Origin of the sequence: Streptomyces sp. NPDC002044 (assembly GCF_040296725.1) — a bacterium.
GTDB lineage: Bacteria > Actinomycetota > Actinomycetes > Streptomycetales > Streptomycetaceae > Streptomyces > Streptomyces antarcticus.
On sequence record NZ_JBEOXU010000034.1, the window covers coordinates 39,776 to 52,933 of the forward strand.

Here is a 13,158-nt window from a genome sequence, read left to right on the forward strand (position 1 = left end):
GGGGTCGTACCGTGCCTGGCTTGCAGTACTGCGACGTACGTACGAAGCTGCGCGGGACCACTAAGCCTTCGCTCAAGCGCTTGTGCCGCTGAGGGGGCCCCTCGTGCGGAGGCTGTGCGCAGTCGCGCACGCACCACACCGAGGGCGGGTCGGTTGGAGCCGATCGGGCCACCGACCGGGCATCCTCATTCGGATGGCCCGCCGAGTTTCCGGCAGGCGCATTACCACTGTACCCCGGAATCGCGCAGCTGTGTCGGGCGAATTCACCGGGTAGGCGCGTTTACCCAGGTCGGCAGTGAGCGGATGTGGTGCCTTGGGGCGCCTTTGGGCGGGCTATTGTGCGGAGCATGCCGACCGTAGAAAACGCCTCGCCCGCCGACGACAGCACCGCCGCGGAAGCCGTGGGCATCGCCGCTCAGGACTGGGCGACCGCCTCTGCCTCGCCGCAGTACCGGGCCGCCGTCGTGGACCTGCTCGGCGCTCTCGCGTACGGGGAGCTCGCGGCCTTCGAGCGTCTCGCCGAGGACGCGAAGCTCGCGCCCACCCTCGACGACAAGGCCGAGCTCGCGGCCATGGCCTCCGCCGAGTTCCACCACTTCGAGCGGCTGCGCGACCGGCTCTCCGCCATCGACGTCGAGCCCACCTCCGCCATGCAGCCCTTCGCCAAGGGCGTCGACGACTTCCACCGCCAGACCGCGCCGTCGGACTGGCTGGAGGGCCTGGTCAAGGCGTACGTCGGCGACTCGATCGCCAGCGACTTCTACCGCGAGGTCGCCACCCACCTGGACACCGACACCCGCGCCCTCGTCGTCGGCGTGCTCGACGACACCGGCCACGGCGGCTTCGCCGTCGAGAAGGTGCGCGCCGCGATCGAGGCCGACCCGCGCTGCGGCGGCCGGCTCGCCCTCTGGGCGCGGCGGCTGATGGGCGAGGCCCTCTCGCAGGCCCAGCGCGTGGTCGCCGAGCGCGACGCGCTGTCCACCATGCTGGTCGGCGGCGTCGACGGGATGGCGGCCGGCTTCGACCTGGCGGCCGTCGGCGAGATGTTCACGCGGATCACCAAGGCCCACACCAAGCGGATGGCGGCCCTCGGCCTCGCCGCCTGACTCCGTGACCGCCGGGCACTGCTTCCGGCCCGCTCCACACGCCGGCCTCCGGCGCGGATGGTTCCGCGCCGGAGGCCGGCGTACGTTCCGTGTCCCGTTCAGTCGTCCGGCGTCCCGTTCAGTCGTCCCGCTCAGCCCCCCGAGGGGAGCGAAAACGGAGGCCGGTGCGAGCGGCCGCGGGATCCCGGGGCCGGCCGCAGCAGCAGCGACAGCACCACCGCCGACACCAGGCCGGCGCCGATCAGGGCCGCGGTCAGGCTGATGTGCCCGGGGCCCAGCGCGAAGTGCGTCAGGTACGCCCCGAAGAGCGCGCCCAGCACCCCGCTGACCAGCACCACTCTCTGTGAGGGCAGCCGCCGTGCGAGCACTCGCGCGGCCGCTCCGGACAAGAGGAGTCCCAGCAGAGCAGAGCCGAGCGCTTCCATCAGCGGCATGGGGGTCCCTCCCATACGTCGGGGCAAACCGGTCACTGGCCTCCTACCCGAAGCGGAACAAAGGGAAACGGCCCGGTGGTATCAACCACCGGGCCGTTCCCCTCAGTTCTCGCCCTCCGGGCACCCGTCGCGTCAGAGCGCGCCGAAACCGACCTTGCGGCTGCTCGGCTCGCCCAGTTCCACGTAGGACAGGCGGTCGGACGGCACCAGGACCTTGCGGCCCTTGACGTCGGTGAGGCTGAGCAGCGGCGTCGTGCCGGACAGTGCGGCGGCGACGATGCCCTCCAGCTCCTCGGCGCTCAGGCCGCTCTCCAGCACGATCTCCCGGGGTGCGTGCTGCACGCCGATCTTGACCTCCACGGCTTTGTCCCTCCGACGGTCCGTTGCGCGCGATCAGCCGCGCCGTACGCGGTCCACATTAGCCCGGAGAGCGGAGCGGAATCGCGCGGAGCGGACACGCTCGCAGCGAACAGCGGCCCCGGCCGGGCCGGTCAGCCCTCGGCGCCCGGCTCGGCGCCGTGCAGCGGGAAGCCGGCGATGCCGCGCCAGGCCAGCGAGGTCAGCAGGCCCACCGCCGTGTCCCGGGCGACCGGGCTCTCACTGGACAGCCAGTAGCGGGCCACCACCTGCGAGACCCCGCCGAGGCCCACGGCCAGCAGCATCGACTCGTCCTTCGACAGGCCGGTGTCCTCGGCGATGACGTCCGAGATCGCCTCGGCGCACTGGAGCGAGACCCGGTCGACGCGCTCGCGCACGGCGGGCTCGTTCGTCAGGTCCGACTCGAAGACCAGGCGGAAGGCGCCGCCCTCGTCCTGCACGTACGCGAAGTAGGCGTCCATCGTTGCGGCGACGCGCAGCTTGTTGTCCGTCGTCGACGCGAGCGCGGTGCGCACGGCCAGCAGCAGCGACTCGCAGTGCTGGTCCAGCAGCGCCAGGTAGAGGTCGAGCTTGCCGGGGAAGTGCTGGTACAGCACCGGCTTGCTCACGCCGGCGCGCTCGGCGATGTCGTCCATCGCCGCCGCGTGGTAGCCCTGCGCGACGAAGACCTCCTGGGCCGCGCCCAGCAGCTGGTTGCGTCGGGCTCGGCGCGGCAGTCGCGTGCCCCGCGGACGCGCTGCTTCGGTCTGCTCGATGGCTGTCACGCCGCCTCCCACTTTCTGTTAGAACACAGTGCGCTCTGCGCCGCGCGGCCATCGTACTTTTCGGTAACCGAATCTGGAGGGTTCAAGCCGAGTTTTCTCGCGGTACGGACCGCCCGGAGGCGCTGGTCAGCGGTAGTCGTCCTCGTCCAGCGGCACCACCCGCGCCTGCTCGGCGGCGTCCGCGTCCGCGGCCTCGCCCGCGTCCACGCCGGTGACCGGCTCGTCCTCGCCGGGCAGCAGGTCCGCCAGCTGTTCCGCGACGTCCGCCTCGGGCGCCTCCGCGTCGAGCGTCCCGGGATCCCGCTCGCGGAAGGTCTCCGGCTCCGCAGGGTCGACAGTCATAGCGCTCCCCTCGCTTCCTTCTCCTCTTCTCCTTCGAGCCTAGGAGGATCGCGCGGGCCCCGCCAGGCAGACCCGGACGGCCCCTGTGACCGCGAACACAAGAGGTGCGGCGTGATCGTCTCGTAACATTGCCGCATGTCTTCGACCGAGCTGCCGGGTGTACGGCCCACCGCCGAGCCCTCCCCGCTGGTGGGAGCGGTCCGGCTGGCCGACGGGGAGCGGATGCGCACCGCCGCGCTCCCCGGGCTGGAACTGGCCGTCCGGGTCCGGCCGCCCCTGCGCACCGGCCTGCCGCCGGCGCTGTTCGTGCACGGACTCGGCGGTTCCTCGCAGAACTGGTCGGCGCTCATGGAGCGGCTGGCCGGCACCGTCGACGGCGAGGCCGTCGACCTGCCCGGCTTCGGCTGGTCCCCGCCGCCGGCCGACCGGGACTACTCCGTCACCGGACTCGCCCGCGCGGTCATCCGCCACCTCGACGCCGCGGGACGCGGTCCGGTGCACCTCTTCGGTAACTCCCTCGGCGGCGCCGTCTCCACCCGGGTCGCCGCCGTCCGGCCCGACCTCGTACGCACCCTGACGCTGGTCTCACCGGCCCTGCCCGAGCTGCGCGTGCAGAGATCGGCCGTGCCGACCGCGCTGCTCGCCGTACCGGGGACGGCCGCGCTCTTCGGCCGCCTCACTCGCGGGTTCACCGCCGAGCAGCGCACCCGGGGGGTGACGGACCTCTGTTACGGGGACCCCTCCCGGGTGACAGCGGACGGATTCCGGGCCGCCGTGGAGGAGATGGAGCGGCGGATGGCCCTGCCGTACTTCTGGGACGCGATGACCCGTACCTCCCGCGGGATCGTCGACGCCTACACCCTCGGCGGCCAGCACGGGCTGTGGCGGCAGGCCCAGCGGGTTCTCGCACCGGCGCTGCTGGTCTACGGTGGCCGGGACCAACTGGTCTCGTACCGTATGGCGCGCAAGGCCGCCGCGGCCTTCCGGGGATCGCGGCTGCTGTGCCTTCCCGAGGCCGGGCACGTGGCGATGATGGAGTACCCCGAGGTGGTGGCCGCCGCCTTCGGGGAGCTGCTGCGCGACACCGACAGCGGTGCGGGCGACACCGACCGAGCGACCGAAGACGGCAGAGGCTGAGGACCGTGGGACGACATAGTCGCAAGGACCCCGCCCCCGCAAGGGTGGCGCCGGCTCCGGCAGCCCCTGCGGAGCCCAGCCCGTACGCGGGCCCGTACGACGGCCCGTACCCGGATCCGTACGAGGACCGGTTCGAGGACCCGTACGAGGACCGGTACGGCGATCCGTTCGCCCGGCGGCGGCCCGAACCCACCGTCGCCCACCAGGGGTTCGCCCCCCGGGAGCGGCCCGCGCCCGGGGCCCGCACCGGCGGCCACCCCGAGCAGCACGAGCCCGGCGGCGCCTGGGGCTACGGTTCCGGACCCGGCTCCGGCTCCGTCTACGGGGACTGGCAGGGCGTGCCGCGCGCCACCGTCCGCACCGGGGCGCCGGCCTCGGTCCACGCCGCCCCGGGCCCGGCCCGCTCCGCCGTCCTGGACTCCGACACCCCCGCCTTCGGCACCCCCGCGGTGGGCTTCCCGCAGGTCAGCCTGACCCCGTCGGTCCCGCGCCCGCCGGAGCCCGGCTTCGACCCCGTGACCTCCACCGGCCCGCGCGGCCAGGTTCCCCGGCCGCGCAAGCCCGCCGCGTTCGCCGAACCCGCCGAGGCCGTGGCCGTGGGCGTGGACGAGCCGGCCCTCGAACGCCAGGGCTCCGGCCGCGGCCTGAAGGTCCGTACGTACACCGGTCTGGCGGCCGTGGCCGTCACCACCGTCCTCGCGGTCGTGATCGCGGGCCAGGTGGTCTCCGAGGAGGACATCCTCAAGCCCGGCCCGGTGGCCGCCCCCGGCGGAGCGCCCGCGCGCGGCTCCGACAGCCACGTCGCCGGATCCCGCTCCGAGGAGCGCGTGACGCCACAGGCGCCCGCCGCGCCCGCCCCCGCGCCCGAGCTGACGTACGAGCAGAAGATGGCCCAGCAGCTGCCCATCGACCCGAAGCTGGCCGGGCCCGGGACCTTCGACACCGTGCCCGGCGTGGCCAAGGCGCCGGGCAAGGGCAGGCTCGTGCGCTACCGGGTCGACGTGGAACAGGCGCTGGGGCTGGACCCGCAGCTGTTCGCCGAGGCCGTCCACCGCACCCTCAACGACCCGCGCAGCTGGAGCCACGGCGGCGCCCGGACCTTCGAGCGGGTGCCGGGCGGCGAGGCCGACTTCGTGATCACCCTCGCCAGCCCCGGGACCACCGGCGTCTGGTGCGCCAAGTCCAGTCTGGACACCACCGTCGACAACGTCTCCTGCGACTCCGCCTCCACCGACCGCGTGATGATCAACGCGTTCCGGTGGGCGCAGGGCTCGGCGACGTACGGGCCGGACCAGATGTTCACCTACCGCCAGATGCTCATCAACCACGAGGTCGGGCACCGGCTCGGGAACGGGCACGTGAGCTGCCGCACGCCGGGATCGCTCGCGCCGATCATGCAGCAGCAGACGAAGTCCCTCGACATCGACGGAATCCAGTGCAAGCCCAACCCCTGGGTGTTTCCCGGGGGTTGAGAGGTAGGAAGCGGATGTGTGCCGGTGGGGGCGCACCCGCCGCGTTGACAACCTGTCCGATCATCGGTCATGGTTCTCCGCATGTCGCACCTCCACACCATGAACGCGAGCGCCGCCATTGAGCTGGCGCTGCTTGGTGTGGCCGCGCACAGCGTGGCCGACATCCTCTGTCGCTGACGCCGACCCGTAAGCGCCGCGACCCTTTCACGATCTTCGCCGCGCCCGGGTGCGTTCATGCCCGCAGGCGCGGCCCTCTCCTGTCACGGTGCCCTTCTTCCGGTTCTTCCGGTTCTTCCGGTACCGACCGACCGCTGACCGCTGCCCCTCGCGTGGCCCTTCCGTCCTTCCTTCACGCCGAGAGGTCCTCTTCCGATGTTCCGTCAGTCCCACATATCGCGCCGCGTGGCCGCGGTCGCCGTCAGCCTCGTACTGGCCGGGGGCGCCGCGGCCTGCGGCCCCAAGGACGGTGCGGACAACGCCGGAGCCGCGGGCGACAAGCCCGGCGCCGCCGGGGGCGCGCCCCAGAAGGGCGGCACCCTGACCGTCCTGAACGCCGAGCCGCAGAGCGACTTCGACCCGGCCCGCCTCTACACCTCGGGCGGCGGCAACGTCCCCTCGCTGGTCTTCCGTACGCTGACCACCCGCAACCGCGAGGACGGCGCCCCCGGCACCAAGGTCGTGCCGGACCTGGCCACCGACACGGGCCGGCCCAACGCCGACGCCACCGAGTGGACGTACACCCTCAAGGACGGGCTGAAGTACGAGGACGGCTCCCCGATCACCAGCGCCGACATCAAGTACGGCATCGAGCGGTCCTTCGCCGCCGAGCTGTCGGGCGGCGCCCCCTACCTGCGGGACTGGCTCGTCGGCGGCGACACCTACGAGGGCCCGTACAAGGACGGCGGCAAGGGCCTCGCCTCGATCGCCGTGCCCGACGCCAAGACCATCGTCTTCACGCTCCGCAAACCCGAGGGCGAGTTCCCCTTCGTCGCCACCCAGACGCAGTTCGCCCCCGTCCCCAAGGCCAAGGACAACGGCGTCACGTACGAGGAGCACCCCGTCTCCTCCGGCCCGTACAAGGTCGTCAAGAACGAGAACGACGGCGAACGCCTCACCCTGGAGCGCAACGAGCACTGGGACGAGAAGACCGACGAGGAGCGCAGGGCCTACCCGGACAAGATCGACGTCCGCTCCGGCCTGGACGCCGCGGTCATCAATCAGCGCCTGACGACCAGCTCCGGTCCCGACGCGGCCGCCATCACCACCGACACCAACCTGGGCCCGGCCGAACTCGCGCAGATCGGCACCGACAAGGAGCTGGAGGGACGCGTCGGCACCGGCCACTTCGGCTACGTCAACTACCTCGCCTTCAACCCGAAGGTGGCCCCCTTCGACAACCCGAAGGTCCGCCAGGCGATCTCCTACGCGATCAACCGCACCAGCGTCGTCAACGCGGCGGGCGGCTCCGCCCTGGCCGAGGCGGCCACCACCTTCCTGCCCGAGCGCGAGGCTTTCGGCCACGCGCCCTACGACCACTTCCCCGCCGGCAAGACGGGCGACCCGGCCAAGGCGAAGGAGCTGCTGAAGGAGGCGGGCTTCCCCGACGGCGTCACCGTCACCCTCACCCACTCCACCGCCCAGAACCGGCAGACCAGCCCCGAGGTCGCGACCGCCGTCCAGCAGGCCCTCGCCGCCGCCGGGATCACGGTCAAGCTGGAGGGGCTGGAGAACAACGCCTTCAACGAGAAGCGCTGGGACGTCAAGAACACCCCCGGCTTCTTCCTCTCCCGCTGGGGCGCCGACTGGCCGTCCGGCGGCCCCTTCCTCGCCCCCATCTTCGACGGCCGGCAGATCGTGGCGAACGGCTCCAACTACAACCACGCGCAGCTCGACGACCCGGCCGTGAACACCGAGATCGACGAGATCGCCAAGCTCACCGACCTCGCCGCCGCGGGCAGGCGCTGGGGCGCCCTCGACAAGAAGATCGGCGAACAGGCCCTGGCCGTACCGCTGTTCCACCCGGTCTACAAGCGGCTCGTCGGCAAGGACGTCAAGAACGTCGTCATCAGCGACTGGACCGGCGTCCTCGACATCTCGCAGGTCTCCGTCAAGTGACCCTCACCGCACCGCAGTCGGTGACCGCGCCCGGGGCCGTCCCCCCGGGCGCGGGCGCCGCGCGCCAGGCCGGGAGGCGGCTGCGCCGCCGCCCCGCGGCCCTCGCGGCCGCCGCCGTCCTGGCGCTGCTCGTCCTCCTCGCCCTCGCCGCACCGCTGGTCGCCGCGATCACCGGCCAGGACCCCCACGCGTACCACGACGACCTCGTCGACTCCGCCCGCGGCGGGGTCCCGCTCGGCTCCTTCGGCGGCGTCTCCTCCGAGCACTGGCTCGGCGTCGAACCGGGCACCGGCCGCGACCTGCTCACCCGGCTGCTGTACGGGGCGCGGATCTCGCTGCTCGTCGCCCTCGGCGCGACCACCGTGCAGATCCTCTTCGGGCTGGCCGCCGGACTCGCCGCCGCCCTCGGCAGCCGCTTCGCCGGGCAGCTCATCGGCCGGCTCACCGACGTGATGATCGCCCTGCCCATGCTCGTGCTCGGCATCGCGCTCACCGCCGTCGTCCCGCCCGACTTCCCCCGGCCGCTGCTGCTGATCCTCGTCATCGGCCTGCTGGGCTGGGGCGGCACCGCCCGGATGGTAAGGGCCCAGACGCTCGCCCTGCGCGACCTGGACTTCGTCTCGGCCGCCCGGCTGTCCGGCAACAGCACGCTGCGGATCGCCCGCCGCGAACTGCTGCCCTCCCTGGCAGCGCCCGTCATCACCTACGCCGCGATCCAGGTGCCGGCCAACATCGTCGCCGAGGCATCCCTCTCCTTCCTCGGCGTCGGTGTCAAGCCACCCACCCCGTCCTGGGGGCAGATGCTGTCCAGCGCCCAGACCTGGTTCCGCGCCGACCCCGCCTACGTCCTGCTCCCCGCCGGGCTGCTCTTCGTCACCGTGCTCGCGTTCACCGTGCTCGGCGACGCGGTCCGCACCGCCCTCGACCCGCGCGAGGGCTCGCGCCTGCGGGTCGGCACCAGGAAGGAGCGCACGGCGTGACCCGGTTCGTGCTCAAACGGACCGGCGGCGCGCTGTTCGTGCTCCTCGCCCTCTCCGTGATCGTCTACCTCCTCTTCTACGTCGCCCCCGGCGACCCCGCCCGCCTCGCCTGCGGAGAGCGCTGCAACCCGGCGCAGATCGCCCAGGTGCGCGAACAGCTCGGGCTGAACCACTCGGTACCCACCCAGTACCTGCACTTCCTCCAGGGGGTGCTGACGGGCCGCGACTACTCCGGCGGCGCCGGGCTGGTCCTGCGCTGCGACGCGCCCTGCCTCGGCTTCTCGTACCAGAACGACCGGCAGGTCACCGAGCTGATCCTCGACCGGCTGCCCGCCACCCTGTCACTGGCCTCCGGCGCGCTGGTGATCTGGCTCGTCGTCGGCGTCGGCACCGGACTGCTGTCCGCACTGCGCCGCGGGGGCCTCACCGAGCGGGTCCTGACCGTCCTCACCCTCGCCGGAACCGGCACTCCCGTCTTCATCCTGGGCCTGCTGCTGCTCATGGCGGTCTGCGCGTACCTCCAGTGGCTGCCCTTCCCCACCTACGTGCCGCTGGGCGAGGACCCCGAGCAGTGGGCCTGGAACATGTTGCTGCCCTGGGTCACGCTCGGCGTCTTCGAGAGTGCCAAGTACGCCCGGCTCACCCGCAGTTCCACCCTGGAGACGCTCGCCGAGGACCACATCCGGACCTTCCGCGCCTACGGCGTCGCGGAGCGGGCCGTCGTCACCCGGCACGCGGTGCGCGGTGCCGTCGCCCCCGTGATCGCGCTCAGCGCCGTGGACTTCGGCACGATGATCGGCGGCGCCGTGCTGACGGAGTCGCTGTTCGGGATCCCCGGCCTCGGCAAGACCCTGATCGAGGGCGTCCGGGTCGTGGACCTGCCCGTCGTCGTCGGCGTCGTCATGGCCATCGGCACCGCCGTGGTCGTCGCCGGCGCGCTCGCCGACCTGCTGTACGCCGTAGCCGACCGGAGGGTGGCCCTCGCATGACCGAGCCGTTGGTGGAGGTGCGCGACCTCGTGGCCGACTTCCCGGTCGGCGGACCGGGCGGGTACGTACGGGCGGTGGACGGCATCTCCTTCACCCTCGGCGCGGGACGCGCCCTGGGCATCGTGGGCGAGTCGGGAAGCGGCAAGTCCACCGTCGCGGCCGCCCTGCTGGGGCTGCACCGCGGCACCGGCGCGCGGCTGGCCGGAACCGTGCGGGTGGGCGGCACGGACGTGGCGACGGCGACGGCCGCCGAGCTGCGCCGGCTGCGCGGCGGGACCGCCGCCATGGTCTTCCAGGACCCGCTCAGCTCACTGGACCCGTACTACGCCATCGGCGACCAGATCGCCGAGGTCCACCGCGTCCACGCGGACGTCTCCCGGCGGGCGGCGCGGGCACGGGCCGTCGAGGTGCTGGACCGGGTCGGCATCCCCGACGCCGCGCGCCGCTCCCGCGCCCGGCCGCACGAGTTCAGCGGCGGCATGCGCCAGCGCGCCCTCATCGCGATGGCGCTCGCCTGCGAGCCGCGGCTGCTGATCGCGGACGAGCCCACCACCGCCCTCGACGTCACCGTCCAGGCGCAGATACTCGACCTGCTGCACGGGCTGCGCGAGGAACGCGGCCTCGGACTGCTGCTGGTCACGCACGACGTGGGGGTCGCCGCCGAGAACGTGGACGAGCTGCTCGTGATGCGGGACGGCGCCGCCGTGGAGCGGGGCCCGGTGTCCGAGGTCCTGTCCGCCCCCGGTGACCCGTACACCCGGGCCCTGCTGTCGGCGGTACCGCGGCTGGACGCGCCGCGCGAGCCCCGGACCCCGGCCGGCACCCCGGCCGCGGCCGGGCGGCGACCGGCGCCCGGGAAGGCCGGCCCGCCCGTCGTCGAGGCCCTCGCCCTGCGGCGGGAGTTCGGGCGCGGGAAGCGGGCCGTCACGGCCGTCGGGGGAGTGTCGCTCGCCGTGCGCGCCGGGGAGACCCTGGGGATCGTCGGCGAGAGCGGCAGCGGCAAGAGCACCCTGGGCCGGATGCTCGTCGGTCTGCTGGAGCCCAGCTCCGGCCAGGTCCGGCACGCCGGCCGGGAGACGACGGGGCTCGCTCCGGGCGCGCAGATGGTCTTCCAGGACCCCGTCTCCTCCCTCAACCCGCGCCGTTGCGTCGGGGAGTCCATCGCCGACCCGCTGCGCGCCGCCGGAGAACGCGACACGGCCGCGATCCGCACCCGGGTCGGGGAGCTGCTGCGCCGCGTCGGGCTGGAGCCCGGCCACTACGACCGCTACCCGCACGAGTTCAGCGGCGGCCAGCGCCAGCGCGTGGGCATCGCCCGCGCACTCGCCCCGGCGCCCCGGCTGATCGTCTGCGACGAGCCGGTGTCCGCGCTCGACGTGACCACGCAGGCGCAGGTCACCGCCCTGCTGGCGGAGCTCCAGCGGGAGTCGGGCATCGCCCTGGTGTTCATCGCGCACGACCTGGCGGTGGTCCGGCAGGTCAGCGACCGGGTCGCCGTCATGCGCGGCGGCGAGGTCGTGGAGGAGGGCCCGGTGGACGAGGTCTACGACCGTCCCGCCCACGCCTACACCCGCCGGCTGCTGGCCGCCGTACCGGCGCTGGACCCGGGTCTGGCCGCCGAGCGCCGCACCGTGCGGCGGGAGGTCTTCGCGTAGGCGCACTCATTTCTAGCGTGCTCGAACGCGAACCGTACGGGAAAGTTACGACTCTTCACCCCTTCCGGTGGCGCGACGGACAACCGTCCGTCGCGCCTTCGGCATATCCGCTTGAGTTCATCCGCGGCGGGTCACCGGACCGACGGCGACCGCCTGAACGGGAGATCGGGGGTGCCACTCGTGCGGATCGGACTGCTCACGGAAGGTGGTTATCCGTATGCCACCGGAGAGGCCAGGCTGTGGTGCGACCGGCTCGTGCGCGGCCTCCCGCAGCACGAGTTCGAGCTGTACGCGCTGAGCCGCAGCGCCGAGCAGGAGCGCACCCGGGTCCCGCTGCCCGACCACGTCACCCGGGTCCGCACGGCCCCCCTCTGGGCCCCGGCGGACGACGGCCGGACGTACTCCCGGCGCGAGCGGCGCCGGTTCACCGGAGCCTTCCGCGAGCTGGTCCACGGAACCTGCGCCGGGGAGGCCGGACCCTTCGCGTCCGGGCTGTACGGGCTGGCCGAACTCGCCCGCGAGCAGGGCGGGCTGTACGCGGCCCTGCGCTCCGAGTCCGCGGTGCGGGCCGTGGAGTCCGCCTGCCGGGCGACGGGCGCCCACCGTGCCGTGCAGGCCGCCCAGGTGCCCGACCTGCTGGAGTTCGTGGACGAACTGGAGCGCGTGCTGCGCCCGTTGTCCCTCGACTGGTACGGGGAGTCCGGGCTCGGCGAGGTCGACGTCAGCCACGCGGCGGCGGGCGGAGTGGCCGCGCTCCCCGGACTGCTGGCCAAACGCTTCTTCGGAGTCCCGCTGCTGGTCACCGAGTACGGGGTGCAGCTGCGGGCCCACTACCTCGGCCAGGGCCCCGACGCCCGGCCCGCCGTCCGGGCGCTGCTCGCCGCCTTCCACGTCCGGCTGGCCGCCGAGATCTACGACCGGGCCGACCTGCTCACCCCGGGGAACGCGCACGCCCGGCGCTGGCAGGAGCGCTGCGGGGCGGCGCGCGACAAGCTGCGGACGGTCTACCCGGGCATGGAGGCGGACCGATTCGCCGCCGTCGGGGAGACCGCGGACTGCGGGGACCCCGACACGCTGGTGTGGGTGGGCCGGATCGAGCCCGCCAAGGACCTCGTCGCCCTGCTGCACGCCTTCGCCGAGGTGCGCCGGGCCGAACCCCGGGCGCGGCTGCGGATCTTCGCGACGGCCGTGGCCCCCCAGTACCTCGCCGACTGCCGGTCGCTGGCCGCACAGCTCTTCCCCGACGAGGCCGTCGACGCCGTGACCGCGGGCGAGAACCCCGTCACCTTCGAGGAGATCGGCGGCCCCGACACCCCCTCGACGGCCGAGGCGTACGGCTCCGGCCGCGTCGTCGTGCTGTCCTCCGTGATCGAGGGCTTCCCGATCACCCTGGCCGAGGCGATGTTCTGCGCCCGGGCCACCGTCTCCACCGACGTCGGCGCGGTCCAGGAGGTCATCGGCGGCACCGGCCTCGTCGTCCCGCCCCGCAACCCGCGGGCCCTCGCCGACGCCTGCCTCTCCCTGCTGCGGGACCCCGAGCGGGCCCAGCGGCTCGGCTCGGCGGCCCGCGCGCGGGCCCTGGAACTGTTCACCGTCGAGCAGAACGTCGCCGCCTTCCAGGAGGTCTACCTGCGCCTGCTCGCCCGGGGCTCCGCCCGCCCCGACGGCGAGGTCCCCTTCGCACAGCCCCCGGAGGCCCGGGTCCCCGGCCACTGGACCACTCCCACCTGGGCCCCCGTGCCGGAGGCGACCGCATGACCACCCTGGACGAACGCGCGGCCGCGGC

Annotated in this window: 13 protein-coding genes; 9 read left to right on the forward strand and 4 right to left on the reverse strand. The window is 73.5% G+C overall.

What is annotated here, in order from left to right:
* Window positions 1-347: 347 nt before the first annotated feature.
* Entirely contained in the window at window positions 348-1,106 is a 759-nt protein-coding gene (locus ABT106_RS12030; protein ID WP_351275624.1) for a ferritin-like fold-containing protein, read from the forward strand.
* A 131-nt stretch (window positions 1,107-1,237) separates the two neighbouring features.
* Here the strand turns inward: ABT106_RS12030 and ABT106_RS12035 are convergent, their stop codons facing one another.
* The 4 genes from ABT106_RS12035 to ABT106_RS12050 all read right to left on the reverse strand — a co-directional run bounded on the left by ABT106_RS12035 (window position 1,238) and on the right by ABT106_RS12050 (window position 3,024).
* Window positions 1,238-1,540 (reverse strand): hypothetical protein, encoded by a 303-nt coding sequence (locus ABT106_RS12035; protein ID WP_351275626.1) that lies wholly within the window; start codon window positions 1,538-1,540, stop codon window positions 1,238-1,240.
* Window positions 1,541-1,672: 132 nt separating this feature from the next.
* Window positions 1,673-1,900: a DUF3107 domain-containing protein gene (locus tag ABT106_RS12040; protein ID WP_351275627.1), complete on the reverse strand. Its 228-nt coding sequence runs from the start codon at window positions 1,898-1,900 to the stop codon at window positions 1,673-1,675.
* 131 nt (window positions 1,901-2,031) lie between these two features.
* The gene (locus ABT106_RS12045; RefSeq protein WP_351275628.1) at window positions 2,032-2,682 is read right to left on the reverse strand and encodes a TetR/AcrR family transcriptional regulator; all 651 of its coding nucleotides are present in this window, start codon (window positions 2,680-2,682) and stop codon (window positions 2,032-2,034) included.
* Window positions 2,683-2,808: 126 nt separating this feature from the next.
* On the reverse strand, window positions 2,809-3,024 hold the full coding sequence (locus tag ABT106_RS12050; RefSeq protein ID WP_351275629.1) for an Rv3202a family protein: 216 nt from the start codon (window positions 3,022-3,024) through the stop codon (window positions 2,809-2,811).
* Window positions 3,025-3,159: 135 nt separating this feature from the next.
* Between ABT106_RS12050 and ABT106_RS12055 the strand changes: the two genes are divergently transcribed.
* The 8 genes from ABT106_RS12055 (at window position 3,160) to ABT106_RS12090 (ending at window position 13,130) form a co-directional block, all read left to right on the forward strand.
* Window positions 3,160-4,161: an alpha/beta fold hydrolase gene (locus tag ABT106_RS12055; RefSeq protein ID WP_351275631.1), complete on the forward strand. Its 1,002-nt coding sequence runs from the start codon at window positions 3,160-3,162 to the stop codon at window positions 4,159-4,161.
* A gap of 5 nt (window positions 4,162-4,166) precedes the next feature.
* On the forward strand, window positions 4,167-5,633 hold the full coding sequence (locus ABT106_RS12060) for a DUF3152 domain-containing protein (protein WP_351275633.1): 1,467 nt from the start codon (window positions 4,167-4,169) through the stop codon (window positions 5,631-5,633).
* Window positions 5,634-5,714: 81 nt separating this feature from the next.
* Window positions 5,715-5,810, forward strand: coding sequence for an Ms4533A family Cys-rich leader peptide (locus ABT106_RS12065; protein WP_351275635.1), 96 nt, complete (start codon window positions 5,715-5,717; stop codon window positions 5,808-5,810).
* 195 nt (window positions 5,811-6,005) lie between these two features.
* Complete coding sequence (locus tag ABT106_RS12070) at window positions 6,006-7,748, forward strand: ABC transporter substrate-binding protein (RefSeq protein WP_351275637.1); 1,743 nt, start codon at window positions 6,006-6,008, stop codon at window positions 7,746-7,748.
* Entirely contained in the window at window positions 7,745-8,728 is a 984-nt protein-coding gene (locus ABT106_RS12075; protein WP_502979322.1) for an ABC transporter permease, read from the forward strand. Before ABT106_RS12070 ends, ABT106_RS12075 begins: the two co-directional genes overlap by 4 nt.
* Window positions 8,725-9,717 carry an ABC transporter permease gene (locus ABT106_RS12080; RefSeq protein ID WP_351275639.1) on the forward strand — a complete coding sequence of 331 codons (993 nt, stop codon included), beginning with the start codon at window positions 8,725-8,727 and terminating at the stop codon, window positions 9,715-9,717. Before ABT106_RS12075 ends, ABT106_RS12080 begins: the two co-directional genes overlap by 4 nt.
* Window positions 9,714-11,372 carry a dipeptide ABC transporter ATP-binding protein gene (locus ABT106_RS12085; protein WP_351275641.1) on the forward strand — a complete coding sequence of 553 codons (1,659 nt, stop codon included), beginning with the start codon at window positions 9,714-9,716 and terminating at the stop codon, window positions 11,370-11,372. The genes ABT106_RS12080 and ABT106_RS12085 overlap by 4 nt, the downstream gene beginning before the upstream one ends.
* 180 nt (window positions 11,373-11,552) lie before the next feature.
* The gene (locus ABT106_RS12090) at window positions 11,553-13,130 is read left to right on the forward strand and encodes a DUF3492 domain-containing protein (protein WP_351275643.1); all 1,578 of its coding nucleotides are present in this window, start codon (window positions 11,553-11,555) and stop codon (window positions 13,128-13,130) included.
* The last annotated feature ends 28 nt before the right edge of the window (window positions 13,131-13,158 follow it).

What these genes read in the sequence shown, in the direction of transcription:
- ABT106_RS12030 (WP_351275624.1), top strand. Translation starts at nt 348, where the DNA reads ATGCCGACCGTAGAAAACGCCTCGCCCGCCGACGACAGCACCGCCGCG.
- ABT106_RS12035 (WP_351275626.1), bottom strand. Translation starts at nt 1,540, where the DNA reads ATGCCGCTGATGGAAGCGCTCGGCTCTGCTCTGCTGGGACTCCTCTTG.
- ABT106_RS12050 (WP_351275629.1), bottom strand. Translation starts at nt 3,024, where the DNA reads ATGACTGTCGACCCTGCGGAGCCGGAGACCTTCCGCGAGCGGGATCCC.
- ABT106_RS12055 (WP_351275631.1), top strand. Translation starts at nt 3,160, where the DNA reads ATGTCTTCGACCGAGCTGCCGGGTGTACGGCCCACCGCCGAGCCCTCC.
- ABT106_RS12065 (WP_351275635.1), top strand. Translation starts at nt 5,715, where the DNA reads ATGTCGCACCTCCACACCATGAACGCGAGCGCCGCCATTGAGCTGGCG.
- ABT106_RS12070 (WP_351275637.1), top strand. Translation starts at nt 6,006, where the DNA reads ATGTTCCGTCAGTCCCACATATCGCGCCGCGTGGCCGCGGTCGCCGTC.
- ABT106_RS12085 (WP_351275641.1), top strand. Translation starts at nt 9,714, where the DNA reads ATGACCGAGCCGTTGGTGGAGGTGCGCGACCTCGTGGCCGACTTCCCG.